The following is a 25,076-nucleotide window of genomic DNA, read 5'->3' as shown; positions in this document are numbered from 1 at the left end:
TGCCGAGCAAACGGCACCCGCCCCTGGCTCAGAAGTTGTAGGCGATACCGGTGTAGGCACCGAAACCGTCACCCGGATACAGCGCCGCGGTGTCCTGGCCCCTGGCGTCATAGGTAGGCAGCAGTGCGGTGGCGTAGTCCTGATCGGTGAGGTTCTTCAGGTCCAGGTACACCTGCCACTTGTTGTTCGGCGCGTCGTAGCCCAGGCGTGCCCCCCACAGGGTGTAGGACGGCGCGTAGAAACTGTTGGCGTAATCCACCGCCGTGCGCGAGGCCGAGCGCACATTGACCCCGGCGTAGAAGCCGTTGGCGTATTGGTAGAACAGCTCGCCCTGATAGATGTGCTTGGGCAGGCCGGGCAGCTCGTTCTTGCTGAACAGCGGGTCGTGCTGGTAGTGGAAGTCGTTGAGGGTGTAGGCCTGGCGCCAGCTCAGTACATCGCCGTTGGCCCGTTGCCACAACTTGGTGGTCAGCCCCGCTTCGACGCCCTGGTGAATGGTCGGGCTGGCGTTGGCGGTGGAGACCACCGAAGCCGAGGTGGTGGTCGCCGGGATGATCTCGACGTTGAGCAACTCGTCCTTGATCCAGGATTTGTACAGGGTCAGGCTGCCGTCGAAGATCTCCGAGCGACCGCGAATGCCCAGTTCCACGGTGTTGGCGCTTTGCGGCACCAGGGTCTTGGCGAAGTTGGTGGTGACCCCGGAACCGGAACTGGACCAGGAGCTGGGCGGGTCGATTGAACGGCTGACGTTGCCGAACACCTGCACATCGGGCGTCACGTAGTAACGCAGGCCTGCACGCGGCGCCAGCTTCCATTCCTGGTAGCGGTAATGGCTGGGAAAGCTGCTGGTGTTGGGCCGGTCGCTGAAGGTCACATCGACATTGCGCTTGACCTCGATGGCCGAGACGCCGGTAGACAGGTACAGGTTGTCGGTCAGGCCCAGGTCGTTGCCCAGGGTGAACACATGGTCGAAGGAGCCGTCGTACTCGACCTGCTTCTGCAGCACGCCAAGGTCTTTGTCACCCTTGTAGGTACGCACCCCCGAGCGGATGTGCTGGGTGCTGGTCCAGCCCACCGTGGTGGTGCTGGGCAGGCCCAGCAGTTCATCGCTGCGGGTGTAGTTGAGCGAGTAGTTGATGTCGCGCCAGTCCCAGTAGTTGGGGTTGACCGTGCTCTTCTTGCTGAGGATCTGCGGGTAGTTGTGATAGACCAGGCCGGCCACCAGCGTCGAGTCGTCGTCGAAGGTGTAGGTGGTCTTGCTGCCGACCCAGGTCGAGCCTTCCTTGGTGGAGTCGGCGCGGGTGGCCTGGGTGGCCGGGTTGGTCTGGGTGGCGTTCTTTTTCAGTTGCGCCCGGGTCAGGGTGCCCGAGTTCTCGTGGTACTCCTCGCGGTAGCGGATATACAAGCGGGTTTCGAGTTTCGGGTTGAAGCGATAGCCGAAGTTGGTCACCACGCCCTTGGCCTTGGTGAAGGTGAAATCCTGGTAGCCGTCGCGGCGCGAGTTGTCGACGCTGATGAAGTAATCGCCATTGCCTGCCGCGCCGCCGGTGCTCAAGGTCTGCTTTTGCCAGCCGAAGCTGCCGCCCTCGACCTTAATGCGGTTACCCGGCGCGGTGAGACCCGACTGGGTGACGAAGTTGATGGCCCCACCCAATGACAAGGCGCCGAACTCGAAGGCGTTGGCCCCGCGCAGCACTTCGGTGTAGTTCAGGCCCTGGGTGTCGAGCAGCTCATAGGGCGTGCCGCCGGCGCCGGTGAGTGCCAGGCCGTCGAACAGGAACTTGGTGCCTTCGCGGAAATAGCCAGGCGAGGTATTGGCGCCCGAGCCACGAATGGAAATCTTGATCGCGTCGTTGCCACCGGCGGCCTGGGCATACACACCCGGCTGGTAGGCCAGGGTGTCTTCCAGGGTCGCCGAGCGGCCCTTCTCCACCTCGGCCTGAGTGACCAGGCTGGTGCCCCCGGGGATTTCGTCCAGTTGCGCCTGGGCCTGTTCCACTGGAGTGACTTTTGCGGCCTGGACCGTCACGGTCTGCAGGCGTTGTTCGGGTGCTGCGCCGTCCTGGGCCTCGGCCAAGGGGGCCAGGGTCAGCAGTGCTGCGCCAACGCCGGCCAGTGTCCAATCTCTCCCTACTACTTTGGTCGAATGAATGCGTATTGCGGATGTTGCCCGAGGCACGAAATTCAAGGTCTTGCTCCCCACCTGATTAAAAAATAGGCGAGTTTCTATTGGTATAGTCAATCTCGAAGAGGGCTGTTGCAGCGACCGTGCCAACCTTTAAAACCCTTTGTTTACGGGTAGTTGGCACGCCATTGCCGGTTAAACCATTGTTCGGATTACAGGCGATGTGTGGATCTGCTGTTGCCTGACAAACAGTTGGCCAGGCGATAGATCAAGCCTTGGTAAAAAATGCTTTGATAGATTTGCTCGATAGGCTCATCGACAGCCTTGATTAGCCCGTACATTCAGTAAGGGAATACACTACCGCGCATCCGCGTCATCCGAGCCCTGCGCCAGACAGGGCCTGCAACCAATCGTGACCTCACCCCAGCCAACTGCGCTTGCGACGCCTTGTTGCCGGGCATGCCCATGCCTGTGGCTTTGTGCAGCCGCTAAAAAATAAGGAGATACCCATGGGACTCGGCAGACGCCAGTTCTTCAAGCTCTGCACCGCCGGTGTCGCCACTGCCACCTGTGCCTCCCTGGGCTTTGCCCCCGGCATGGCCCAGGCCACGCAGTCGCGCCAGTACAAGCTGCTGCGCGCCAAGGAAACCCGCAACAACTGCACCTACTGCTCGGTGGGCTGCGGGATTCTCATGTACAGCCTCGGCGACGGCGCCAAGAACGCCAAGGCACGTATCTTCCACATCGAAGGCGACCCGGATCACCCGGTCAGCCGTGGTTCGTTGTGCCCCAAGGGCGCGGGCCTGGTGGACTACGTCCACAGCGAGCAGCGCCTCCTGTTCCCCGAATACCGCGCGCCCGGTTCGGATAAATGGCAGCGCATCACCTGGGACCATGCGATTGAGCGCATTGCCCGGTTGATGAAGGACGACCGCGACGCCAATTTCATCGAGAAGAACGCCAAGGGCACCACGGTCAACCGCTGGTTGAGCACCGGCATGCTCTGCTCCTCGGCCGCCAGCAGCGAAACCGGCTCGCTGGACCAGCGCTTCACCCGCGCCCTGGGGATTCTTGGCACCGACAGCCAGGCCAGGGTCTGCCACGCACCGACCGTGTCGGCCCTGGCGCCGACCTTCGGCCGTGGCGCGATGACCAACAACTGGGTCGACATCAAGAACGCCAACGTGGTGCTGATCATGGGTGGCAACCCGGCCGAGGCACACCCGGTAGGCTTCAAGTGGGTGATCGAGGCGAAGATTCGCAACGGCGCCAAGGTCATTGTCGTCGACCCGCGCTTCAACCGCAGCGCCGCGGTGGCCGACATCTACTCGCCGATCCGCGCTGGCTCCGACGTGACCTTCCTGATGGGCGTGGTCAACTACCTGATCAGCCACGACAAGGTCCAGCACGAGTACGTGCGCCACTACACCAATGCCAGCCTTATCGTGCGCGAGGACTACCACTTCGACGACGGCCTGTTCAGCGGCTACGATGCCGGCAAGCGCAGTTACGACCGCAGCTCATGGACCTACGAGCTGGATGAAAAAGGCCATGCCAAGCGCGACCTGACCCTGAGCCACCCGCGCTGCGTGTGGAACCTGCTCAAGGCCCATGTCAGCCGCTACACCCCCGAGGTGGTCACTAACATCTGCGGTACACCCAAGGAGGACTTCCTCGAGATCTGCGCGATCCTGGCCAGCACTTGCGTGCCCGACCGCACCGCCACTTTCCTCTATGCCCTGGGCTGGACCCACCACACCAACGGTGCGCAGATGATCCGCGGCTCGGGCATGATCCAGCTGCTGTTGGGCAACATCGGCATGGCCGGTGGCGGGGTGAACGCCCTGCGCGGCCACTCCAACATCCAGGGCTACACCGACCTTGGCCTGCTGTCGCTGCGCCTGCCCGGCTACATGAACCTGCCCTCCGACGAGCAGACCACGCTGGCCACTTACCTCAAGCAGACCACCCCCACGGCGCTGCTGGAAGACCAGGTCAACTACTACAAGCACACACCCAAGTTCTTCATCAGCCTGATGAAGAGCCTGTGGGGCGACAAGGCCACCAAAGACAACGACTGGGGTTTCGACTGGCTGCCCAAATGGGACGACAGCTACGACGTGCTCAACTACAGCAACCGCATGTTCGAGGGCAAGGTCAACGGCTACATCGCCCAGGGCTTCAACCCGGTGGCGGCCTTCCCCGACAAGAACAAGGCCCAGGCGGCGCTGGCCAAGCTCAAGTTCCTGGTGATCATCGACCCGCTGGCCACCGAAACGTCGAGCTTCTGGCAGAACCACGGCGAGCAGCACGATGTCGACACTGCCGCGATCCAGACCGAAGTGTTCCGCCTGCCCTCCTCTTGTTTCGCCGAGGAAGACGGCTCGATCGTCAACTCCGGGCGCTGGCTGCAGTGGCATTGGGCAGGCGCCGCACCGCCCGGCGAGGCCTGGCACGATGGCAAGATCCTCGGCCACCTGTTCATGAAAATCCGCGCGTTGTATGAGAAAGAAGGCGGTGCCAACCCGGCTCCGATTCTCAACATGGCCTGGGACTACGCCGACCCGTTCGACCCCAAGCCCGAAGAAGTGGCCAAGGAGTCCAACGGCCGCGCCCTGGCCGACCTGCACGACGAGCAAGGCCAGCTGATCTTGCGCAAGGGCCAGTTGCTCAGCGATTTTTCGCAGTTGCGCGATGACGGCAGCACCCAGTGCTTCAACTGGATCTTTGCCGGCTCCTGGACCGAACAGGGCAACCAGATGGCCCGGCGCGACAATGCCGACAGCGGCCTGGGCTGCACGCCGGGCTGGGCCTGGGCCTGGCCGCAGAACCGACGCATTCTCTACAACCGCGCCTCGGCCGACCCCCAGGGCAACCCGTGGGACCCGAAACGCAAGTTGATTGGCTGGGACGGCCAGCGCTGGAGTGGCGTCGATGTACCCGACTTCGCCATCAACGCCGCCCCCGGCGGCAAGGTCAATCCGTTCATCATGCTGCCCGAAGGCCTGGGCCGGCTGTTCTCGGTCGGCGCCCTGAACGACGGGCCGTTCCCCGAGCATTACGAGCCGACCGAAAGCCCGCTGGCGAACAACCCCTTGCACCCGAACGTTACCTACAGCCCTACGGCGCGGGTGTACGAAAGCGACCGCAAGCGCATGGGCAAGCGCGAAGACTTCCCCTACGTGGCCACCACCTACTCGATCACCGAGCTGTTCCGTCATTGGACCAAACACGCGCGGCTGAACGCCATCGTCCAGCCCGAGCAGTTCATCGAGATCGGCGAAAAACTGGCCAATGACAAAGGCATCGTTCAGGGCGACACGGTCAAGGTGACCACCCAGCGCGGCTACATCAAGGCCAAGGCCGTGGTGACCAAGCGTATCCGCCGGCTGGCGGTGAACGGCCAGGATGTCGACACCATCGGCATCCCTTGCCACTGGGGTTACGAGGGCGCCACCCGCAAGGGCTTCTTGGCCAACACCCTGACCCCGGGCATCGGCGACTCGAACACCCAGACGCCGGAGTACAAGGCATTTCTCGTGAACATTGAAAAGGTCTGAGGGCGAAACCATGTCCATGCAATCCCAAGACATCGTCCGCCGCTCGGCCACCAGCGTGCTGACCCCGGCGCCACACACCCGCGATCACCAGGCTGAAGTTGCCAAGCTGATCGACGTGAGCATCTGCATCGGCTGCAAGGCTTGCCAGGTGGCGTGCAACGAGTGGAACGACCTGCGTGACGAAGTCGGCCACAACGTTGGCGTGTACGACAACCCGGCGGACCTGTCTGCCGAGACCTGGACGCTGATGCGCTTCGACGAAGTCGAAGACGAAAGCGGCAAGCTCGAATGGCTGATCCGCAAGGACGGCTGCATGCACTGCGCCGACCCCGGCTGTTTGAAAGCCTGCCCGCAACCGGGGGCGATCATCCAGTACGCCAACGGCATCGTCGACTTCCAGTCCGAGCACTGCATCGGCTGCGGCTACTGCATCGCCGGTTGCCCGTTCGATGTGCCGCGCATCAGCCAGAAAGACAACAAGGCCTACAAATGTACCCTGTGCGTGGACCGCGTTTCGGTCGGCCAGGAGCCTGCATGCGTCAAGACCTGCCCCACCGGTGCGATCAACTTCGGCAGCAAGCAGGACATGCTGCACCAGGCCAGTGAGCGGGTCACCGAACTGCAGGGCCGCGGCTTTGCCGGCGCCGGTATCTACGACCCGCAAGGCGTGGGCGGCACCCATGTGGTGTACGTACTGCAGCACGCCGACAAACCGCAGCTGTACCACAAGCTGCCGACCGACCCGCGCATCAGCACCGCCATCCAGGGCTGGAAAGGCTGGATGAAACCGGTGGCCGCGGCTGCGTTCTTCGCCACCCTGGCCGGCACCCTGTTCCACTACATCGGCGTGGGCCCCAACGAGGTCGACGAAGCGGACGAGAAACGTGAGGAGGACACCCACGCATGAACACCGACAAACTGATCCTGCGCACTCGCTTCATCGACCGCGCCTGCCACTGGTTCATGGTGATCTGCTTCTTTGCCGTGGCGTTGTCTGGCCTGTCGTGGTTCTTCCCCTCGTTCAACGGCCTGAACGCGGTGTTCGGCACCCCGCAACTGGCGCGTATCCTCCACCCGTTCTTCGGGGTCGTGGTGTTCGTGCTGCTGATGTTCCTGTTCGTGCGCTTTGTGCGCTACAACCTGCCCGAACGCGAGGACGTGCAGTGGTTCAAGAACGTCAAGCAGGTACTGGCCGGCAAACATGACCCGGCGCTGAACATCGGCAAGTACAACGCCGGGCAGAAGGTGCTGTTCTGGGGAATCATGGGCCTGATCAGCCTCTTGCTGCTCAGCGGCGTGGTGATCTGGCGGCCTTATTTCGCGCCGCTGTTCAGCATCCCGGCCATTCGCATCGGCTTGCTGGTACACGCCCTGGCCGGTATTGCCCTGATCCTGCTGATCATTGGCCATGCCTACCTCGCGTTCTGGGTCAAAGGCTCGATCCGCGGCATGGTCACCGGCTACGTCAGCCGCGCCTGGGCCAAGACCCACCATGACCGCTGGTACCGCCAGATCAGCAAGCAGGACAAGCCAGGGAGCAAACCATGAGCATCCACATGACCCCGGTGCAAACGCCCACCGGCGGCGTCAACGAGATCGTTGCCGTACTGCTTCCTGCACTCAAGAAGCGCTACAGCAAGCGTGCCGCGCGCCTGCGCCAACTGGCGCAGGGCCATGCCATGGGCGACTACCTCGACTTTTGCGCGCAACTGGCCCAGGCCCAGCAACAGTTGCTTGAACACATACCGTTGCCGTCGGCGCTGGTGACGGGTCTGGCTGAACGACTGGGCACAGGCCAGCCCCCCCTCGACAACGCCGATTACCCCCGTGATCGGTACTGGCAAACGTTGTTGCACGGCTTGATCGATCACTTGCACGCCGACGCCAACCCGGCAGTGCGCGCTACCCTCGACAGCCTTCGCGAGCACAGCCCCGAACAACTGGAAGACCTGGCCAGTGCCTTGCTGACGGGCGACTTCGAGCAGGTCGGCAGTGGCCAGGCACTGTTTGTGTGGGCGGCGCTGTCGCTGTACTTCACCCAACTGGCCAGTGCCCTGCCCGCGTCGGCCAGCGCCGCGTTGGGTGAACAGCGCCAGCACTGCCCGGTGTGCGCCAGCGCGCCGGTGGCCAGTGTAGTGATGACCGGCGCCCAGGCCGGCTTGCGGTACCTGCAGTGCAGCCTGTGCGAGTGCCGTTGGCACATGGTGCGGGTCAAGTGCAGCAACTGCGAAGGCACCGGCGCGCTGGACTACTGGTCGCTGGACCGTCAGGATGCCGCGTTCAAGGCTGAAAGCTGCAACGACTGTCACAGTTACCTGAAAGTCTTCTACCCGGAAAAGGACCGCGACCAGGAACTGCTGGCCGACGACCTGGCGTCCCTGGCGCTGGATGCCGAGGTGGAACGTGAAGGGTACGGGCGTAGTGGCATCAGTCCGTTTCTATTTCCGGGTTGATATCGCCCACCACAGAGGTTTCCCATGGGCCTGAAAAAATCGTCTGCTGAACTCAAGCGCGACCTCAAGAGCGTCGCCTCGAACCTTGAGCGCACAGCGGGTGAAATCAGCAAACTGGCCGAACGCATCGACGGCGTCGATGTGGTGGCCGTGTTGCACTTGATGAACCGGCTGTATAAAGACTCCGACAAGCTTCACGCGTATGCCGACGAAATCAAGAGCGGCCGTATCGTGCGGGGCAAGGCGGAGTAAACCATCGCGGGCCAGAGCACAGCGAATTGTGCTCTTGACTTTGATCGTCCGGCCCGTTGACCAGAAGGGCCGAACGGAGGTGTCGCGCAGCGTAGAGCCCCTGGTGGGGCGAGAATTCTGCCTACTTTTTTTCGACTGAAGAAGTAAGGCGCCGTAAGGGCGCAAAGGTGACTGCGCATCACCCTCAACAATGGTTAAACACACAAGGCCGAATCGCGGGGCAAGCCCGCTCGTACCAGTAGGAGCGGGCTTGCCCCGCGAGAAGCCTGTCCAGCCTGCACATTCGGTGTTGCCTGCATTACGGCAGCGGCGCGGCCGACCGCGGATGAATCCGCTCCCCCACACAGCAAGAGCACAGCGAAGGTAGGGCCCCTGGCCGCGTGGTACGGATCAACCCACCCGCCCCGCCACCAGCAACACCCCAATCTGCTCCGCCAACCCCAGCACCTGCAGATACACCGCACTATCAGCCAACAGGCTACGCCCCTCTCCCTGCTGGACCAGCGTTGCAGCCCCAAACCGATCCCCGAACAACATCAACGCCCGCGCACTGTCATCCTGGCGCGACGTCCAGCACAACCCCTGCACCTCAGCGCATTGCCTGTGAATCGCTTCGGCCCACAGCCGCGTCAACGGATACTGATCCTTCTCGGTATCGATCAACACCTTGCGCGGCACCCCCAGCTTGCGCAGCGCCTTGCTACCCAGATCCACCAACAACAAATCCTGCCCGCAGTGCAGCAACGAATGTTGCTGCCCCACCAGCTTGCCCTTGTCATAGGTTTTGAACCCGGCCACAAAGGGCACGTCATGAAACACCGTCTCCATCGCCGCACAATCGAAACTGGTGCCACCGTACAACGTCGGAATCGGCCGTCCATGCACATCACGAATCGGACTGAAACGCGCATTGCCCCGAAGGCCTGGATTGAATTGGTCAGCGCCATAGCAATCGAGGTGTACCCGATGAATCGGCGTACCCGCCGCCCAGGTCAGGGTCGATAGCTGCAGCCTGTCTGGCGGCTGCGGCGTATCAGCCATGGGCTACAACCTGCAGCTCATCCTCGGCAGCGGCAAGTACCCGGTCAGGCTCCCGGGCCAGCAGGTCCAGCGGACGCTGTCCCGCCAGAAAGCTGTTGGCCGACATGAACCAGTAGGCCAGGCCCCAGCTGTCTTTATGCTCGCCAAACCGCTCCAGCACCGGGGCCATGGCTTTCAACGGCCGGTAGCCGCCGGCAGCGTCCAGGCCATAGGCCGGAAAGTAATCCACACCATGGTGGCGCAAGGCAAAGATCGCCCCTTCACGCTTCCATTTGTTGGGTTGGGCGCTGGGGTTGCTCAGGCTGAACCCGGCAAGCCCGGCGATCTGCGCCGCGGTCAGCCACTCGCCGCTCTCCAGCACTGCCGTACGCGCCTGGGCCAGCATCGCAGCCTCCTTGAGCGCGGTGGGCGTGGGCGGCACCTTGGGTACCAGGGCCTCGACGATGGACTCCAGCGCCTGCCGGTGCTGGCGACCAACCAGGTCTTTGACGAACCCGGCAATGCTGGCAAAGGTTTCGGCAATGGCATCTGCCTCGCGCGGGCTGGCCTGGGCAAGGGCCACGGCGACGACTTTTTCGGCTTCGCGCTGCCGCTGCTGCTGCTGCTTAGGATCGGTCCGGCGGTTCATGGGACCTCCGCATGATTAGATCGGATATGAATAATTCATACTAATCCAGATCACCCTGCACCTCCATCCGCGCGCACTCGTGCCGACGACCGGCGCGCAAATCCTGTGGGCCGTCTTACACTTGGGGGAGTGTCTTTCCCCCTGCGTGCATGGAGCGCAACACAATGCCAAGCCTGGATTTTCTCATTACCTCCCTGATCGTCGTGCTGATCCCCGGTAGCGGTGTGATCCTGACCATCTCCACCGCCCTGGTGGCCGGCACGCGTGCCAGCCTGTACACGGCGCTCGGTTGCACCGCCGGGATCGTCCCGCACTTGCTGGCCTCGATCCTCGGGCTGTCGGCAATCCTGCACACCAGTGCCCTGGCCTTCCAGGCGCTGAAGTTCGCGGGCGTCGCCTACCTGCTGTACCTGGCCTACGCCACCTGGCGCGACCGCTCGGCCTTTGCCGTCGACAGCAACACCAAGGTCGGCAGCGCTGGCAGCCTGATGCTGCGGGCGGGCCTGTTGAACATCCTCAACCCCAAGCTGACCATTTTCTTCCTGGCATTCCTACCCCAGTTCATCACCCAGCAGGGTGGCTCGGTGACCGCGCAGATGCTCAGCCTCAGCGGGGTGTTCATGCTCATGACGTTGGTGGTGTTCATGTTGTACGGCCTGCTGGCCAACCTGTTCCGCCGCGCGGTGATCGAGTCGCCGCAGGTGCAGAACTGGCTGCGCCGCAGTTTTGCGGCATCCTTTGCCGGCCTGGGCCTGAACCTGGCGTTCGCCCAGCGCTGAGGAGCGCGTGCGATGAACCGCTGTGAGGTACTGATCGTCGGTGCCGGCCCCACCGGGCTGGTGCTGGCGTTGTGGCTGAGCAAGCTGGGCGTGAAGGTGCGCATCATCGACCGGACCGCCAGCCCCGGTACTACCTCGCGCGCCCTGGCGGTGCAGGCCCGGACCCTTGAGTTGTACCGTCAGTTGGACCTCACTTCGGCGGTCCTCGAGCAGGGCCACCGGGTGCCGGCGGCCAACCTCTGGGTCAAAGGCGAAGCAGCCGCGCGCCTGCCCTTCAGCGCAATTGGTGCCGACCTGACCCCCTACCCCTTCCTGCACATCTACCCCCAGGACGAGCACGAGCAACTGCTGATCGAGCGCTTGCGAGGTTTTGGTGTGGAAGTGGAGCGCCAGACCGAACTGCTGGGCTTCAACCAGGATGAGGGGGGCGTCAGCGCCCAGTTGCGCCACGCCGACGGGCTGCAGGCGCAGTGCGAAGCGGCTTACCTGGCCGGCTGCGACGGTGCCCGCTCGACCGTGCGCAAGGCACTGGGCATCGGTTTTCCTGGCGGCACCTACCAGCAGGTGTTCTATGTGGCCGATGTGCAGGCCCAGGGCCCGGCACTCAACGGTGAACTGCACGTGGACCTGGACGAGGCAGACTTTCTGGCTGTCTTTCCCCTGGCAGGCAGTGGCCGTGCGCGCCTGATCGGTACAGTGCGCGATGAACGTGCCGAACACCCCGATAAACTGCGCTTCGAAGATGTCAGCCAGCGGGCTATCGAGCACCTGAAGGTGCAGGTGCAACAGGTGAACTGGTTTTCCACCTACCGGGTCCATCATCGGGTAGCCGAGCAGTTCAGCCAGCAACGTGCGTTCCTGCTCGGCGACGCCGCCCACGTTCACAGCCCGGCCGGTGGCCAGGGCATGAACACCGGTATCGGTGATGCCATCAATCTCGCCTGGAAGCTGACCAGCGTGCTGCGCGGCCAGGCCGAGGACAGCCTGCTCGACACCTTCGAGATCGAACGCAGCGCCTTTGCCAGGCGGCTGGTGGCGACCACCGACCAGGTGTTCAACTTCATCACCGCCGATGGCCGCCTGGCCGGCCTGCTGCGCACCCGCCTGGCACCGCGCCTGTTCCCGCGAGTGGTAGCGTTGAAGTCGGCGCGCGAATTCCTCTTTCGGACGGTCTCGCAAATCGGCATCAACTATCGCGACATGCCGCTCAGCGTTGGCAGCGCCGGCCATGTTCATGGCGGCGATCGCATGCCATGGGTGGCCGATGACGGACGCGACAACTACAGCACCCTGACCCGCGTGCGCTGGCAAGTACAGGTGTACGGCGCGGTAGGTGCCGACCTGGTGCAATGGTGCGGCACCCGTGGCATACCGGTGGAGGTATTCAACTGGAGCGAAGCCCATGAAGCTGCCGGGCTGATGCGCGATGCGGTGTACCTGCTGCGCCCCGACAGCTACGTCGCCCTGGCCTGGAGCAACGCTGGGGCGGAGGTACTGGAGCAGTACTTTGCCGAGCGCGGGCTGACCGGCCGCTGATACGCGGCCGTCAGATCATTGCCTCGCCGCGCTTGCGGGCTGCACGTATATCGCGCCAGAGGGTCACCAGCAGCACCATCAGTACCACCAGCGAGATCGCCGGCCAGACCAGAAAATATACTGTCAACCACATACCACTTCTCCTTGTATCGAAGGTTGTTCACGCTGGAACGAGGTCACCCGCGTTGCCAGCAGGTCGAAGTCGAAACGCTCGTGGTTGCGCAGGCTCAGGGCCACGCAGACCACTGTGCTGACCCCGTAGGCGGTCAGCGAACCCAACAGCACGATGTACTCGCGCAAGGTGCCGATGAACGTCGGCAGCATGATTGCCAGTGCCACTGCAGCCACCGCAAATGCCGCCATGCGCCCGAAAAAGCCGAAGGTCATCAGCCCCAGCACCACCGCGCCACCCACCGCCGCGCAGATTTCGAAGAACACCGCCACCGCACCGTCGACCTGCACCAGTTCGAAGCGCACCACGGTGAACAGCAGCACCGCCGACAACACCGACCAGACAAAGGCGCGGTTGTTGACCCGGTCCCAATAGCAACTGGCGATCACCGGGAACACAATCGCTCCCCACAGGGCACCGACAAACACCAGCATGACCAGGATGTCGAACTTGAGACTGGCGAATACCACGCCGAACAGCGTGGCAATCACCATGGTCGCGCGCCCCCACCAGAGCATGCGACGCGGGTCCGGGTTGCCCTTGGCGAGGTTCTTGCCGTACACATCGGTCATGACGATCGCCGAAAGTGCGGTCAGGTCGGAATCGGCGGTCGATGACAGCGAGCCGATCACCAGAATGAAGAACAACGCAATTCCAACAGGGGGCAGGTAGGTCGAGGCCATCTGCGGAATGATGTTGTTCATGTCGCCGTTGACGGGCTCGAGCCCGGTGAACAACGCCAGCAGACCCAGCATGCCCAGGCCGATGACGATGGCGCCATAGCCGATGGTGGCAGTCAGGAAGGTCGGCTTGATCAAGTCTTCACGCACGGCGAACAGACGCTGGGCAATGGTCTGGTTGCCAATGGCATAGGCCAGCACGGCCACGAAGTACGGTGCGCCCTGCTCCAGGATCGCCTTGGTGGAGTAGAAGTCGGCTTGCTGGGCATCCAGGCGCCACATATTGGCGGCCAGCAGGTCGGGACCACCGGCATTGAAAAAGATCAACGGAATAATAATGACCGCGGCCAGGATCATCGCCACCAGTTGGGCGAAGTCGGTCATCACCGAGGCGCGAAAGCCCGACCACAGCGTATACGACAGTACCCCGAGACCGGCGATCAGCACGCCCTGGATGAAAGTCAGCGGGCTGAGCATCGACACCAGCGCACCCGCAGCCGTGAAATTGACCATCAGGCTGATGCAACTGCCAATGATGTTGGACACCGCCATGATCATCTGGCTGGAGGTGCCATGGCGGGCGTGAAGGATTTCGGCCAGCGTGTGGGCCTTGGGCGCCAGTTGGCGAAAGCGCCTACCGAAGGGGTAGATGAACAGGATCATCAGCGCGCCCCAGAAGCCATAGTGCAGTGGCCCGGAGAGGCCGTACTTGAAGCCCGACGTGGCGCTGGCATAGAACGAGGCGGCCCAGATCCAGGTGGCGATCATGCTCGCGCTCGACAGCCCGAAACCCACGGCGCTGTTGGAGACCATGAAACCATCGACGTTTTCGTTTTTCTCACGAATCAACAGTGACAGGAGGAAGGTGGTGCCGTAGAAGCCGACCAGCAGCAGAATCGCCGAGGTGGCTGACAGCTGAAAAAAAGCAGTGTCTTGCATCGTGTTTTCCCTTTCTCTTTCGCAGGTTCGGTCATGCATGACCAGAGGTGGCTGCGAGAAGGCCGTTTGCGCGGGGTGCGATGGGCGGCGAGCCCCATGGCCAAGCCGTCGAAACACTGAGCAGAATTGCGGATGCGCGTGGACTTGCGCGAATGTGCAAGACGCGCCTGGGGCGCGAGGTATCTGCGAAACAAGGCAGAGCGTGCTTCGACGCTGGGCGTCGGGCCACTGAGCGTGACCTGGATGTTGACCCGGCAAAAGCAGGGCCAATGGTGAATTGCGAGAGAGGGAGTATAGGGAGACAGGGGGCGATGGTCCAGCCTTGGACCCGTCCCCCTGAACGCTACAGCGGGCGATCGGCCATACCGGCATTGGCAAAGCGGTAGGTGGTGACCCCGCACAACAGCAGGCCGACCACTGCCAGCGAGCCACCCACCAGGCCGATATTGGCCAGCCCCATATGCACGCTGACCAGGCTGCCGATCAAGGCCCCGGCGCCAATACCGATGTTGTAGATCCCCGAGAACATTGCCATGGCCACGTCCGTGGCATCGGAAGCCAGGATCAGCACTTTGGACTGCAGCGCCAGGCTGAAGCACATGATCGAGATGCCCCAGAACACACTCAGCGTACCGAGCAGGCCGAAGTCGGCGGACAACGGCAACAGCAGCAACAGGCAGGCCGCCAGCATGGCAATGGCGGCAATCAGGAAACCGCTGGGGAAACGTTCGCTGTAGCGGCTGAACAGCACTGAGCCAAACACCCCAGCACCACCGAACAGCAACAGCAACACGGTGGTCAGCTCGCCACTGATCTGCGCGACGTTCAAGGCAAAGGGCTCGATGTAGCTGTAGGCGGTGAACTGCGCGGCAATCACCAGCGCCACCAGCACATACACCGTGACCAGTGCCGGGCGCTTGAACAACACCGGTACACTGCGCAGCGAGCCCGAGTTCTGGCTAGGCAGCAACGGCAGCGACTTGACCAGGCAAATCAAGGTCGCCAATGCCACCCCGGCAATGGCCAGGAAGGTGGTGCGCCAACCCAGCGCCTCCCCTACTACCCGCCCCAGGGGGATGCCCATGACCATCGCCAGGGTGGTGCCAGTCGCCAGCAGCCCCAGGGCCTTGGCCTGTTGCCCCGGCGGCGCCACCCGCACGGCCAGCGATGCGGTGATGGCCCAGAACACGGCGTGGGCCAGGGCGATGCCGATACGGCTGAGCAGCAGCATGCCAAAGCTCTGCGCCACCCCCGAGAGCAGGTGGCTGACGATGAACAACGCGAAGACGATGATCAGCAGTTTACGCCGCTCGATGTTGCGGGTGAGCAGCATCATCGGCAGCGACGCCAGGGCTACCACCCAGGCATAGATAGTCAGCATCAGGCCGACCTGGGCGGTTGGCATCTGAAAGCTTTCGCCGATGTCACTGAGCAGGGCCACCGGCACGAACTCGGTGGTGTTGAAGATAAAGGCCGCCAGGGCCAGGGCGATCACACTGAGCCAGCTGCCGGCTCGCGCATCCACGGGGGTATTCATCGGTGGGGGTGTTACTCCAGATCGATTGCAGTCGCAAGGCACGGATCGTGCGCCCAGCATGAAGCACCCAAGGCCGTCGGACCTGAGTGGAAGCGTGTGCGCAGAGGAATTGGTTATAAGTATGCGGGGTATCGCTTGGCGGCAAGGATAGTACGTCATGGGCCGGGTCACAACCGCGCGGCGGGCGTGCATCTGCAGTTTTAGCGGGCACTGCTACACTGAATTCGCACGCGGAGGATTACACCATGTCCGACAAAGAAATCACCAAACTTCTGACCCTGATCGACCATCGGCAGACCACATTGGCCAGCGCCTGCAAAGAGATTGCCGACTGGATCGACCGCCAGGGCGATATCCCGGTGGCCGGCAAGATCCGCGCCAGCCTCAAGGCGGTGGAAGCCGACGAAGCCCTGGTCAAAAAGACCCTGACCTCGCTCAACGTCGAACGCCCGCTACCGCGTTTTCGCTGATCGTCGCCACACCTGACATTAAGCTCAACCCGGCTTCATGGCTGTGCTGCCGCGTTTTTCATAATCGCGAGGACTTGTCATGCGTATGCCTCCCCTTCTGCTTGCCGCACTGCTTGTTGCCAGCCCGCTGGCGATGGCCAAGACCGAATGTTCCAAGGCCGACAAGGTCCAGTGGCAAGACCCGGACAACTTCCAGCAAGAGCTGAAAAAGCAAGGTTACGAGATCAAGAAGTTCAAGATCACTGACGGCAACTGCTACGAGATCTATGGCTGGGACAAGGACAAGCGCAAAGTGGAAATCTACTTCGACCCGGTCACGGGCAAGAAGGTGAAAGAAGAGATCGACTGACGTGAAGGCCGACACACTGCGCCTTTGGGACCCCATGGTGCGGTTTTGCCACGGGTCGCTGGTGGTGGCCTTTGTCGGGGGCTACTTCTTCACCGAAGAAGGTGATGGCTGGCACCGCTGGCTGGGCTACTACGCCGTGGCCATTGTGCTGGCCCGGACGCTATGGGGGTTTGTAGGTACACCGGCAGCGCGCTGGTCCGACTTCTGGCCCACCCCTGCCCGGCTCAAATGGCACCTGCACGCGCTGATCCAGGGCAAGGACTATCACCGCCTCGGCCACTCGCCCATCGGCGCACTGGTCATGGTGCTGATGATGCTGTTGATGGTCGGGCTGGGTGTCAGCGGTTTTCTGATGGAGGAAGTGGACTACTTCTGGGGTGAAGAACTGCCGCGCGATATTCACGAGTACATGGCCAACACCTTGCTGGGGCTGGCCTGTGTACACATCGCCGCGGCGGTGTTCGAGAGCCTGCGGCTTAAAGAGAACCTGCCGCTGTCGATGATCACCGGTAGGCGGCGCAGCCGCTGACTACAACACCAGGTGACTGCATGGCGCTTGCTGCGCAGCCGATCGCAGCCTCGTTCCTCGCCAGCCTGCGATCGGCCGCACAGCGGTCGTGGTCGGCAATCACAACCTCAGAAGCGATAGTTGGTGCTCAGCTCCAGGGTGCGCGGTGCGCCCGGAGTAATCAGGTCGACCGAGCCGTGGGCCGAGGCGTAGTAGTCGCGGTCGAACACGTTGCGCAAACGCAGTGCCATGTCCCACTTCGGCTGGTTGTACAGCAAGGCCGCATCGACGGTGGTGTAGGACGGCATCACCACCACGTTGTCCAGCGCGGTGTAGCGCTGGTCCACATAGTTGGCACCCATGCCCACCCGCCAGGTTTCGGTCAGGGAGCGCACCAGCCACAGGTTGGCACTGGTGCGCGGGGTCAACGTTGGGGTCTGGCCTTCGTTAGCTACGCCGTTGGTGCTGCTGTTGGACTTGGTGATTTCCGCATCCAGGAAGGCAAAACCACCATACACCTGCCATTTGTCTGTCAGCTGACCGCTGACGGTCGTTTCGACACCATCGGTACGCTGCTCGCCCGACAACACCAGGTTGGCCGGGTTGGCCGGATCGGTGGTCTTCATGTTGGTGCGCTCCAGGCGGAACACCGCAGCCGTCACCGACAGGCGACTGTCGAGCAGGTCCCATTTGGCACCGATCTCGTAGTTAGTGGTTTCTTCCGGCTCCAGCCCCTGGTTGCCGGTGCTCAGGGCAAACACCTCGGACGAGGGCTGGTAGGAGCGGCTGACCGATACGTAGTAGGACTGGATCTGGTCGGGCTGGAACACCAGGCCAATACGCGGGCTCCAAGTGGTGTCGGTACGGGTGAGGTCGGCGCCGCTGAGGTCATCGGCGTATTCCTGCTCGAACACGTCGTAGCGTACCCCGACCAGAGCCTTCCACTGCGGAGCCAGGTCGATCAGGTCCTGCACGTAGAAGCCGGCGGTGTCCTGGGTGGTGGTGCCCTTGGTGGTCTGGCGGTTGGCCTGGAACGGCACATCCACCAGCCCCTCGCGGAACACCGGTACCTGGGCCACGTTGTTCTGGCTGAACACCGACTGATCCTTGACCTGACGGCCCAACTCCACCCCGTACAGCAGGTTGTGGTTCATGCCGGCCAGTTGCGCCTGGTGCTTGAGCTCGGTCTGGTTGAACCAGCCGTCTTCGGTGCGCTGCACATTGCCGCGGTTGAGTTTGACCAGCAATTCACCATTGGCAGCGGTGACAAAACGCGTGGGGCTGGCATCGGCCAGGGTATTGTTGCGGTCCAGGTCGTAGTGGTAGTAGCGGCTGGTGTTGCTCAGAGTGAAGTCGTCGTTGAGGCGGTAATCAACGCCTGCGGTGAACGAGAACACTTCGCTGCGGGCGTAGTCGTCATCCGGGTCGCCGGCGCCAAAACGCTTGTCGCGGTCGACATCCACCGGGCGATCGCCCAGGGCGGGAATGCCGAAATCGATCAGGCGCTTGTCATACAGGTAGGTGGCGCCGACGGTCAGGTCCAGGTCGTCGGAGAGCTTGAAGTAGGCGGTCGGCGCGATGGCCTTGCGGTCGATGTAGCCGTCATCGCGGAAGGTGTCGCTGTCTTCCAGGGCGCCAGTGATGCGGAACGCTTTGTCGCCCTGCTGCTGGTCGGCCCAGCCAGCATCGAACTGGGTGCGGCGCTTGCCTTCGCTGTCGAAGGTTACGCCCGCTTCCTGCACCGGGTTGAAGTTGGGCTTCTTGCTGACGTTGTTGATCAGGCCACCCGACGACCCGCGCCCGTACAGCACCGCCGCCGGGCCCTTGATCACCTCGACCCGCTCGACATTGGAAAGGTCGCGATAGTACAGGGCATCGTCGCGCAGGCCATCGACGTACATGTCACCGATGGCGCTGAAGCCACGGATGGTGACCTGGTCGCGCTGGCCGTCGCCGTTGGACAGGCCGATACCGGGCACGTTCTTGAGCACGTCTTCCATCGACTGCGCGCCCTGGTCCTTGATCACGCTTTGCGGCACGACGTTGACCGTCTGCGGGATGTCGCGCAGCGGGGCATCGATTTTCAGCGCGGTCTTGCTTTCGCTGGCCTTGTAGCTCTGTTCTTCATAACTGCTGTTGACCGAGGTTGCCGGTATAGCCAGGGTTTCGGCTTGCAGCGCTGGAGCAACCAACATGCCCAGCACGGAAAGAGAGGCCGGGCGAATGCGCGAAAATGCCACCATGCGTTCCTTTTTGTAAAGATTGTAAAGAAGGGCGCGAATGGTAACGATTTGTAAATGAGAAGTGAACGCTATTACTGTAGAAGTTTTGAAGACGCGCACAAAAAAGCCAGGCTGCAGTCGTGGACTGCAGCCTGGCTTTTTTTAACCATCGCGGGGCGATCAATGCATGTGCTTGTGCTCATGCATTTCGGCGTTCAAGGCACGTACCGGCGCGTTGATCTCGAGGGTCTGCTTCTGGCCCTTGGCGTCTTCGATCACCAGGGTCAGGGGCACCTGCTCGCCTTCCTTGACCTGTTGTTTGAGCTTCATCAGCATCACGTGGTAGCCGTTGGGGTCGAGGCTGACGGCCTTGCCGGCGGGCAAGTCGACGCTCTGCACCTGCTTCATGCCCATGACGTCGTTGTTCATGGTCATCTGGTGTACCTGGACGATTTCGGCCACAGGCGACTGCACGTCCACCAGCTTGCTGTCGCTGCTGGCGGTCAAGGTCATGAAGGCACCGGTGGACTGCTGGTGCGCCACGGTGGCACGAACCCAGGCATCGGTGACGCTGGTGTCGGCCAATGCCGGCAGGGCCAGGCCGAAAACAGCCAGGGCGGCCAGGGTGCGTTTGAGGGTTGGATAGCGCATCAACATACCTCCATGACCGTGAGCAGATCTTCCGTACACTCTTTGGCGGTCAGTGAATGGGACAGTCCCAGGCGCAGCTGGCCACGGGAGTCGAAGACGTAGCTGGTCGAGGTGTGCGAGATCGTATAGGTATCGCCCGCCGGGACCTTTTCGTAGAACACGCCAAATTCCTTGGCGGCTGCGGCGGTTTCCTCAAGGGTGCCGGACAACGCCACGAACGAAGGGTCGAACGCCTTGACGTAGGCATCGAGCACCTCGGGGGTGTCACGTTCCGGATCCAGGCTGATGAACACCACCTGCAAGAAGCCGCCATCGCGGCCCATCAGCTTCTTGATCTGCGCCGCGCGCGCCAGGGTGGTCGGACACACCGCCGGGCACTGGGTAAAGCCGAAGAACACCATGGGCATGGTGCCCCAGAAGCTGGACAGCGTACGTTCGTTGCCCTGGGTGTCCTTGAGTTTGAAGGAACGGCCAAGGATCTTGTTGCTCATGTCCTTGCCGTACTTGAACGACAAGGCGCCACCGCCTCTGTCGCAACCTGCCAGAACCCCGAGGCTCAGCAGGCTGATCCCGGCCATGACCTGGCGCCGGGTCAGTAAATCAGTCATGTAACCATCCTTTTGGGAAGGTGTTTCGCCTCGTATGCGAGGCCTGTCGAAAAAGCGCGACATTTTGTCATGTGGGCCCGCCGGGGTTCCAGCGCCGATCGCTCCGTACGTCTGTAACCCTTTAATTACGGGGTGCGGCCCGTTGTCGCAGAATGTGACAAGAACCTCAACCAACCGATAACCCACTACCACCCTGCCCGCCCATCCGATCAAGTGCCTCACAAAGCTCACCTCTACCGCTATATAATTTTGTATATTGCGTGACGAATGGCCCAGCCAGGCGAGAACACCGATGGAAAACCTGTTGTATGAACCTACCCAGGGCACACCCGCCGGCGTGCCCTATGTCAGTGCCCGGGCGGTGGAGAAAAGGCCCAACGAGCCGGGGCGGCGCAATCGCGCGTTGATTTTGCGGGTTGCAGCCAAAGCGTTCGCCCGTAACGGTTTCGCCGCCACCACCCTGAGCGAGGTTGCGCAGTTGAGCGGTTTGCCCAAGGCCAACGTGAACTATTACTTCCTGTCCAAGGAAAACCTCTACCGGCAGGTACTCGACAGTGTCGCCCAGCGCTATCTGGACGCCTTTACCCAGTTGCGCCCGGAAAACTCGCCGCGGGAGGCCCTGGAGCGATTGATCCGCGCCAAGTTCAAGATCATTCGCACCCGTCCGTGGGCGGCGAAAGTCTTTGTCGCGGAAATGATGCACGGCGCGCGGCACCTGCCCCGCGAGCATGCGGTGCGCCTGCAGCATGAAGTGGACCGGGGTGTCGAGTGCCTGCAACAGTGGATCGACAACGGCCAACTGGCCGCCATCGATGCCCGGCACCTGCTCATCAGTCTCTGGTCGACCACCCAGGCCTATGCCAATTTCGGCGCCCACCTTGTAAGCGATGCGCACAAGAGCAAGGCCAGCGACACCGACCTGGACAACGCCGTGGCCAGCATCACTCGCCTGGTGCTGCGCGGCGTGATGCCGGCCTAGGCGCTCTGCACCTCGGCGTCGTCGGCCACCACGCGGTTACGGCCCCCGGTTTTAGCACCGTACAAGCGCTGGTCGGCGCGCTTGAGAATGGCCCCGGAAGCCTGCGAATCGACGCTGCGGCAGGCCACGCCGATCGAGATCGTGAGTGTTCCCACCTGGGCTATTTCGGTGGTAGCAACGGTATGGCGGATGCGTTCGGCAATGTCCCGGGCCGCCTCCAGGCTGGATTCCGGCAGCACCAGCACGAACTCCTCGCCACCGGCACGGCAGGCCAGGTCTTCGGCGCGGGAACACTGCTGAATGATCGCAGCCACCTGTTTGAGGGCGATGTCGCCGACGTCATGGCCAAAGGTGTCGTTGACCCGTTTGAAGTGGTCGATATCCAGGGCCAGCACGGCATAGTCGCGTTCCGTCTGATCGAGTGCTTGCAACGAGGCATCCATTGCCCGGCGGTTGGCCAGCCCCGTCAATGCATCGCTCTGGGCGGCCTGGCTGAGGCTGCCGATTTTTTGCCGCACCCGCTGCACGCTGCCGAGCAAGGCCTGGCGAATGGCCGCCGCCTCCCGGTACCAGGCATTGATGGCATTCAGCTCTTCAGACGTATTCGGGGCCGACAGGCGGTTGGCGCTTTTTGCCAGCTGCTGCAACGGCCGGGTAATCAACATGGTGCCGAGCAGAATCAATATCAGCCCCACCAGGCCCGCCGGCACGATCTTGATCAGCATGTCGCGCATCAGTGTTTCCAGCGGCGCCAAGGCCAGCGCCCTGGGCTGCTGCGCGACCACCGCCCAGTTGGCGTTCTTCACCTGGGCGTATCCGGCCAGCATCTGGATGCCCTTTAGGTTCGGCACATCCATGGCCCCGTTTTCGCCGCGCAAGGCAGCATCGACGGTCGGGCTTGAGGTAAGCACTTCGCCGATACGCGGATGATCAGAGTGATACAAAAGGCGCCGGTTGTCGTCGGCAACGAAGGCGTAGGTACCGTCATGGTGATAGTGGTTGCCGATCAGCGTGTGCAGCACGCCTTGGTCACGGATGAATACCGATGCACCAACGACACCGAGAAACTCCCCGGCCGCACTGAAAATGGGATTGGAGATAAACACGATCAGGTTGCCCGTTACCGTCACATAGGCATGACTGACCAGAGGGCGGCGCTCCTTGAGTGCCTGCTGGATTTCATCGGACCTCAATGTGGTACCGATCAAGTGCGCCTGATCGGGGTACGCCTGCAGGACCTTGCCACTGGCGTCGATAATGCGCACGGCGTTGAAGTCGGTGTCCTGGGCGTGCAGGCGCACGGCTTCATCCTTGAGCAACTGCGGGTTGCCAAAGTCCCGGGCAACCATCTGGCTGCTGTAGCCCAGATGATGGTGGGCCGAACTCAGGAACTGGCCGATGCTCGAAGCGACCTTGGAGGCGTAGGCGCGGTTCGCCTCCAGGCGTGAGTGGATCAACGCATCGCGCTGTACGCCATAGGCCACCCACAGGCTGTTGCACAGCGTGGCCATGACGGCCAGGAGGACGAAGGTAAGGATCAGGCCGCGTAGGCCGATGGCGTTCGGACGTAAGTACTTCATGCTTCCTGCCGTAGGTAAATCCTGCGTTTGTAGCCTAGCTGTTATGGGTCGCGGGGCAAGCCCGCGCCTACAGTGGAAGCGGGACCGTTACACCACGTCCACCCACTGCGCGCCCACCAGGCTTGCCAGGTGTCCTGGCTCGATCCGCACCGCAGCGTTGGGTGCGCCGCCTGCCGGGAATACAACGGAAAAGCTTTTGAGCGACACATCGCAATACACCGACAACGGCCGCACCAGCCCGAACGGGCAGACGCCACCGACCGGGTGCCCGGTCGCCTCTTCGACCTGCGCGGCATCGAGCATGCGCGCCTTGACGCCAAAGTGCTGCTTGTACTTGCGGTTGTCCAGGCGCGCATCGCCCCGGGTGACCAGCAGAATGACCTCCTCGCCCACCCGCAGTGACAGGGTCTTGGCAATCTGGCCATGTTCGACCCCCAGGGCCTCGGCGGCCAGGGCGACGGTGGCGGTGCTGGTACCCAGCTCGACGACTTCGATATCGGGGGCGTGATGGGCAAAATAAGCCCGGACTGACTGCAAGCTCATGAGTGACGTGTCCTTGTGATTGAGGCGTTGCGGTTTGACCCAAAGCCGCAATGGAACATGACCCCCTCACACTTGGCAAGCACCCGACCGGTCAGTGCAACGCCCGCGTCACCAGGAAATTCTGCAGGTCGGGTTCATCATCCAGCTCAATGGCCCGGACCGGCCGTGGCAACGCGTCGAGTACCTTGCGCCAGAATGCGTGGGCGGTTTCGTCCTGGTCGTAGTAACGGATCAACCAGTCGCTCTCCCCGCTCATCAATACCTGGCTGGCCAATGCGCTGGCGATGCCCTTGCGCCGGTAGCGCCTGAGGATGAACAGGTCGGCCAGCTCCAACGCATTGAACGCCGGCAGTTCACTGCGCTCGATCAGCATGAAGCCTGCAATGAAACCCTCGACCAGAATCAGGTTGGCGCTCCAGTCCGGCTCTTGCCAGTAGCGCAGCAGGTGCTCGTCATGAATGTAGAAACGGCCGTCCGCCTCCACGTCTTCCTGCTCCCAGTCCGAGGACTCATAGGCATAGAACTGGTAGAGGTTGCGGATCAGTTCGACGTGTTCGGGGCCGGTTTGCAGCAGCTCGACGGTGAGTTCGCTCATGGCTGGGCCTCGAAAGCAGACAGGCAGGAATCATGGATCGAAAGCATGGGGATCTCGGTCTAAAAACAAGGGTGCCTGATTGGCGGGCGCCATTGTTATCAATGCCGGATCGCGGGGCAAGTCGAGACGTCGCACCGCCGCTCCCACAAGGAGGTCCTCCATGAAGGCGATAGACCCACCACCGATGTCCCGCCGCAGCGTCCTCGCCTACGCGATCGTCCTGCCACTGGCGCTGCTGGCCTTGATCTTCCTGCCCGCCGGCAGTCTCACCTGGGCTCCCGGCTGGAGGTTTCTCGGCGTGCTGGTGGTGGGCTTTGGTGTCTCGGCCCTGATACTGGCCCGGGTCAACCCGGTGATCTACCGCGCGCGCAGCCGCTTTCAACCCGGCACCAAACGCTGGGACAAGGCCTTGCTGGCAATCATTCTGCCGGCGATGACCGCCGTGTTGCCCGTGGCGGCGCTCGATGCCGGGCGCTTTCACGGGTCATCAGTACCGGGCTGGATGGTACTGCTGGGCTACCTCGGCATTCTTGCAGGGATCGCGGTGACCGCCTGGGCGCAGGCAGTCAATCCGTTCTTCGAGCCCGGCGTACGTATCCAGTCCGAGCGCCAGCAACGGGTGATCGACAACGGCCCCTACCGCTTTGTCCGCCACCCCGGCTACATCGCCGCGCTCTGGCTATTTTTCGGCATGGCGCTGGCGCTGGGCTCGTTCTGGGCGCTGCTCCCGGCCGCCCTGGCCGCAGCGCTGCTGGTGGTGCGTACCGGCTGGGAAGACCGCTTGCTGCAGGCCGAACTTGCCGGGTACGCCGCCTACGCCCAACGGGTGCGCTGGAAACTGATGCCCGGCCTCTGGTAGCGCAAGCCTG

Annotated in this window: 24 protein-coding genes; 12 read left to right on the top strand and 12 right to left on the bottom strand. The window is 62.5% G+C overall.

From position 1 onward, the window contains the following. Positions 1-28: 28 nt before the first annotated feature. Positions 29-2,179, bottom strand: coding sequence for a TonB-dependent receptor (locus ABVN19_RS06335; protein WP_245219027.1), 2,151 nt, complete (start codon positions 2,177-2,179; stop codon positions 29-31). Positions 2,180-2,634: 455 nt separating this feature from the next. Between ABVN19_RS06335 and fdnG the strand changes: the two genes are divergently transcribed. From fdnG to ABVN19_RS06310, 5 genes are read left to right on the top strand one after another with little or no spacing between them, the layout of a single operon-like run. After that, complete coding sequence (gene fdnG, locus ABVN19_RS06330; protein WP_084167901.1) at positions 2,635-5,685, top strand: formate dehydrogenase-N subunit alpha; 3,051 nt, start codon at positions 2,635-2,637, stop codon at positions 5,683-5,685. A gap of 10 nt (positions 5,686-5,695) precedes the next feature. Then, complete coding sequence (fdxH, locus tag ABVN19_RS06325) at positions 5,696-6,592, top strand: formate dehydrogenase subunit beta (protein WP_028941724.1); 897 nt, start codon at positions 5,696-5,698, stop codon at positions 6,590-6,592. Then, positions 6,589-7,233 carry a formate dehydrogenase subunit gamma gene (locus ABVN19_RS06320; RefSeq protein ID WP_028941723.1) on the top strand — a complete coding sequence of 215 codons (645 nt, stop codon included), beginning with the start codon at positions 6,589-6,591 and terminating at the stop codon, positions 7,231-7,233. Before fdxH ends, ABVN19_RS06320 begins: the two co-directional genes overlap by 4 nt. Continuing rightward, positions 7,230-8,138: a formate dehydrogenase accessory protein FdhE gene (gene fdhE, locus ABVN19_RS06315; RefSeq protein ID WP_028941722.1), complete on the top strand. Its 909-nt coding sequence runs from the start codon at positions 7,230-7,232 to the stop codon at positions 8,136-8,138. The genes ABVN19_RS06320 and fdhE overlap by 4 nt, the downstream gene beginning before the upstream one ends. Before the next feature lie 24 nt (positions 8,139-8,162). Continuing rightward, positions 8,163-8,390, top strand: coding sequence for a hypothetical protein (locus ABVN19_RS06310; protein ID WP_028941721.1), 228 nt, complete (start codon positions 8,163-8,165; stop codon positions 8,388-8,390). 390 nt (positions 8,391-8,780) lie between these two features. Here the strand turns inward: ABVN19_RS06310 and ABVN19_RS06305 are convergent, their stop codons facing one another. Beyond that, on the bottom strand, positions 8,781-9,431 hold the full coding sequence (locus tag ABVN19_RS06305) for an RES family NAD+ phosphorylase (RefSeq protein WP_105641784.1): 651 nt from the start codon (positions 9,429-9,431) through the stop codon (positions 8,781-8,783). Next, positions 9,424-10,059: a hypothetical protein gene (locus tag ABVN19_RS06300; protein WP_105641785.1), complete on the bottom strand. Its 636-nt coding sequence runs from the start codon at positions 10,057-10,059 to the stop codon at positions 9,424-9,426. The genes ABVN19_RS06305 and ABVN19_RS06300 overlap by 8 nt, the downstream gene beginning before the upstream one ends. 164 nt (positions 10,060-10,223) lie before the next feature. Between ABVN19_RS06300 and ABVN19_RS06295 the strand changes: the two genes are divergently transcribed. Both ABVN19_RS06295 and ABVN19_RS06290 read left to right on the top strand, forming a co-directional pair. After that, positions 10,224-10,838 (top strand): LysE family translocator, encoded by a 615-nt coding sequence (locus ABVN19_RS06295; protein WP_028941718.1) that lies wholly within the window; start codon positions 10,224-10,226, stop codon positions 10,836-10,838. Between the two features lie 12 nt (positions 10,839-10,850). Further along, positions 10,851-12,374, top strand: coding sequence for an FAD-dependent monooxygenase (locus tag ABVN19_RS06290; RefSeq protein WP_028941717.1), 1,524 nt, complete (start codon positions 10,851-10,853; stop codon positions 12,372-12,374). Between the two features lie 10 nt (positions 12,375-12,384). Here ABVN19_RS06290 and ABVN19_RS06285 read toward each other — a convergent pair whose 3' ends face one another. The 3 genes from ABVN19_RS06285 to ABVN19_RS06275 all read right to left on the bottom strand — a co-directional run bounded on the left by ABVN19_RS06285 (position 12,385) and on the right by ABVN19_RS06275 (position 15,702). Beyond that, entirely contained in the window at positions 12,385-12,507 is a 123-nt protein-coding gene (locus ABVN19_RS06285; protein ID WP_209420922.1) for a putative transporter small subunit, read from the bottom strand. Further along, positions 12,498-14,165: a sodium:solute symporter family protein gene (locus ABVN19_RS06280; RefSeq protein ID WP_105641786.1), complete on the bottom strand. Its 1,668-nt coding sequence runs from the start codon at positions 14,163-14,165 to the stop codon at positions 12,498-12,500. The genes ABVN19_RS06285 and ABVN19_RS06280 overlap by 10 nt, the downstream gene beginning before the upstream one ends. A gap of 343 nt (positions 14,166-14,508) precedes the next feature. Further along, complete coding sequence (locus ABVN19_RS06275) at positions 14,509-15,702, bottom strand: sugar transporter (RefSeq protein ID WP_028941715.1); 1,194 nt, start codon at positions 15,700-15,702, stop codon at positions 14,509-14,511. Positions 15,703-15,947: 245 nt separating this feature from the next. On the opposite strand from ABVN19_RS06275, the gene ABVN19_RS06270 reads away from it, so the two are divergent. From ABVN19_RS06270 to ABVN19_RS06260, 3 genes are all read left to right on the top strand, one after another. Continuing rightward, the gene (locus ABVN19_RS06270) at positions 15,948-16,172 is read left to right on the top strand and encodes a hypothetical protein (protein ID WP_028941714.1); all 225 of its coding nucleotides are present in this window, start codon (positions 15,948-15,950) and stop codon (positions 16,170-16,172) included. 85 nt (positions 16,173-16,257) lie between these two features. Beyond that, complete coding sequence (locus ABVN19_RS06265; protein WP_028941713.1) at positions 16,258-16,521, top strand: PepSY domain-containing protein; 264 nt, start codon at positions 16,258-16,260, stop codon at positions 16,519-16,521. A 1-nt stretch (position 16,522) separates the two neighbouring features. After that, positions 16,523-17,050 (top strand): cytochrome b/b6 domain-containing protein, encoded by a 528-nt coding sequence (locus tag ABVN19_RS06260; protein ID WP_028941712.1) that lies wholly within the window; start codon positions 16,523-16,525, stop codon positions 17,048-17,050. Between the two features lie 107 nt (positions 17,051-17,157). On the opposite strand, the gene ABVN19_RS06255 is transcribed toward ABVN19_RS06260, so the two are convergent. The 3 genes from ABVN19_RS06255 to ABVN19_RS06245 form a co-directional block, all read right to left on the bottom strand. Next, positions 17,158-19,272, bottom strand: a complete 2,115-nt coding sequence (locus ABVN19_RS06255; protein WP_105641787.1) for a TonB-dependent siderophore receptor — start codon at positions 19,270-19,272, stop codon at positions 17,158-17,160. A 159-nt stretch (positions 19,273-19,431) separates the two neighbouring features. Next, positions 19,432-19,902: a copper chaperone PCu(A)C gene (locus ABVN19_RS06250; RefSeq protein WP_028941710.1), complete on the bottom strand. Its 471-nt coding sequence runs from the start codon at positions 19,900-19,902 to the stop codon at positions 19,432-19,434. Continuing rightward, complete coding sequence (locus tag ABVN19_RS06245) at positions 19,902-20,510, bottom strand: SCO family protein (protein WP_028941709.1); 609 nt, start codon at positions 20,508-20,510, stop codon at positions 19,902-19,904. The genes ABVN19_RS06250 and ABVN19_RS06245 overlap by 1 nt, the downstream gene beginning before the upstream one ends. A 292-nt stretch (positions 20,511-20,802) precedes the next feature. On the opposite strand from ABVN19_RS06245, the gene ABVN19_RS06240 reads away from it, so the two are divergent. Then, entirely contained in the window at positions 20,803-21,489 is a 687-nt protein-coding gene (locus ABVN19_RS06240; protein WP_084167900.1) for a TetR/AcrR family transcriptional regulator, read from the top strand. On the opposite strand, the gene ABVN19_RS06235 is transcribed toward ABVN19_RS06240, so the two are convergent. The 3 genes from ABVN19_RS06235 to ABVN19_RS06225 all read right to left on the bottom strand — a co-directional run bounded on the left by ABVN19_RS06235 (position 21,486) and on the right by ABVN19_RS06225 (position 24,207). Further along, entirely contained in the window at positions 21,486-23,069 is a 1,584-nt protein-coding gene (locus tag ABVN19_RS06235) for a sensor domain-containing diguanylate cyclase (RefSeq protein ID WP_105641789.1), read from the bottom strand. The genes ABVN19_RS06240 and ABVN19_RS06235 overlap by 4 nt on opposite strands. 87 nt (positions 23,070-23,156) lie before the next feature. Further along, positions 23,157-23,612 carry a YbaK/EbsC family protein gene (locus ABVN19_RS06230; RefSeq protein WP_028941706.1) on the bottom strand — a complete coding sequence of 152 codons (456 nt, stop codon included), beginning with the start codon at positions 23,610-23,612 and terminating at the stop codon, positions 23,157-23,159. Positions 23,613-23,703: 91 nt separating this feature from the next. Then, complete coding sequence (locus ABVN19_RS06225; RefSeq protein WP_028941705.1) at positions 23,704-24,207, bottom strand: GNAT family N-acetyltransferase; 504 nt, start codon at positions 24,205-24,207, stop codon at positions 23,704-23,706. Positions 24,208-24,367: 160 nt separating this feature from the next. On the opposite strand from ABVN19_RS06225, the gene ABVN19_RS06220 reads away from it, so the two are divergent. Next, positions 24,368-25,066, top strand: coding sequence for an isoprenylcysteine carboxylmethyltransferase family protein (locus ABVN19_RS06220; protein WP_245219007.1), 699 nt, complete (start codon positions 24,368-24,370; stop codon positions 25,064-25,066). Positions 25,067-25,076: the final 10 nt, after the last annotated feature.

The sequence above is a fragment of the Pseudomonas vranovensis genome (assembly GCF_040438935.1).
Taxonomy (GTDB): domain Bacteria; phylum Pseudomonadota; class Gammaproteobacteria; order Pseudomonadales; family Pseudomonadaceae; genus Aquipseudomonas; species Aquipseudomonas vranovensis.
The sequence above is the reverse complement of the archived record's forward strand: the minus strand, read 5'-3'. Positions and strand labels throughout refer to the sequence as shown.

Excerpts from the sequence above, each read along its gene's own strand:
- ABVN19_RS06285 (WP_209420922.1), bottom strand. The coding sequence starts at position 12,507 with ATGTGGTTGACAGTATATTTTCTGGTCTGGCCGGCGATCTCGCTGGTG.
- ABVN19_RS06310 (WP_028941721.1), top strand. The coding sequence starts at position 8,163 with ATGGGCCTGAAAAAATCGTCTGCTGAACTCAAGCGCGACCTCAAGAGC.
- fdhE (WP_028941722.1), top strand. The coding sequence starts at position 7,230 with ATGAGCATCCACATGACCCCGGTGCAAACGCCCACCGGCGGCGTCAAC.
- ABVN19_RS06235 (WP_105641789.1), bottom strand. The coding sequence starts at position 23,069 with ATGAAGTACTTACGTCCGAACGCCATCGGCCTACGCGGCCTGATCCTT.
- ABVN19_RS06245 (WP_028941709.1), bottom strand. The coding sequence starts at position 20,510 with ATGACTGATTTACTGACCCGGCGCCAGGTCATGGCCGGGATCAGCCTG.
- ABVN19_RS06230 (WP_028941706.1), bottom strand. The coding sequence starts at position 23,612 with ATGAGCTTGCAGTCAGTCCGGGCTTATTTTGCCCATCACGCCCCCGAT.
- ABVN19_RS06320 (WP_028941723.1), top strand. The coding sequence starts at position 6,589 with ATGAACACCGACAAACTGATCCTGCGCACTCGCTTCATCGACCGCGCC.
- ABVN19_RS06265 (WP_028941713.1), top strand. The coding sequence starts at position 16,258 with ATGCCTCCCCTTCTGCTTGCCGCACTGCTTGTTGCCAGCCCGCTGGCG.
- ABVN19_RS06270 (WP_028941714.1), top strand. The coding sequence starts at position 15,948 with ATGTCCGACAAAGAAATCACCAAACTTCTGACCCTGATCGACCATCGG.
- ABVN19_RS06225 (WP_028941705.1), bottom strand. The coding sequence starts at position 24,207 with ATGAGCGAACTCACCGTCGAGCTGCTGCAAACCGGCCCCGAACACGTC.
- ABVN19_RS06220 (WP_245219007.1), top strand. The coding sequence starts at position 24,368 with ATGAAGGCGATAGACCCACCACCGATGTCCCGCCGCAGCGTCCTCGCC.
- ABVN19_RS06280 (WP_105641786.1), bottom strand. The coding sequence starts at position 14,165 with ATGCAAGACACTGCTTTTTTTCAGCTGTCAGCCACCTCGGCGATTCTG.
- ABVN19_RS06275 (WP_028941715.1), bottom strand. The coding sequence starts at position 15,702 with ATGAATACCCCCGTGGATGCGCGAGCCGGCAGCTGGCTCAGTGTGATC.
- ABVN19_RS06290 (WP_028941717.1), top strand. The coding sequence starts at position 10,851 with ATGAACCGCTGTGAGGTACTGATCGTCGGTGCCGGCCCCACCGGGCTG.
- fdnG (WP_084167901.1), top strand. The coding sequence starts at position 2,635 with ATGGGACTCGGCAGACGCCAGTTCTTCAAGCTCTGCACCGCCGGTGTC.
- ABVN19_RS06305 (WP_105641784.1), bottom strand. The coding sequence starts at position 9,431 with ATGGCTGATACGCCGCAGCCGCCAGACAGGCTGCAGCTATCGACCCTG.
- fdxH (WP_028941724.1), top strand. The coding sequence starts at position 5,696 with ATGTCCATGCAATCCCAAGACATCGTCCGCCGCTCGGCCACCAGCGTG.
- ABVN19_RS06295 (WP_028941718.1), top strand. The coding sequence starts at position 10,224 with ATGCCAAGCCTGGATTTTCTCATTACCTCCCTGATCGTCGTGCTGATC.
- ABVN19_RS06250 (WP_028941710.1), bottom strand. The coding sequence starts at position 19,902 with ATGCGCTATCCAACCCTCAAACGCACCCTGGCCGCCCTGGCTGTTTTC.
- ABVN19_RS06240 (WP_084167900.1), top strand. The coding sequence starts at position 20,803 with ATGGAAAACCTGTTGTATGAACCTACCCAGGGCACACCCGCCGGCGTG.
- ABVN19_RS06300 (WP_105641785.1), bottom strand. The coding sequence starts at position 10,059 with ATGAACCGCCGGACCGATCCTAAGCAGCAGCAGCAGCGGCAGCGCGAA.
- ABVN19_RS06255 (WP_105641787.1), bottom strand. The coding sequence starts at position 19,272 with ATGGTGGCATTTTCGCGCATTCGCCCGGCCTCTCTTTCCGTGCTGGGC.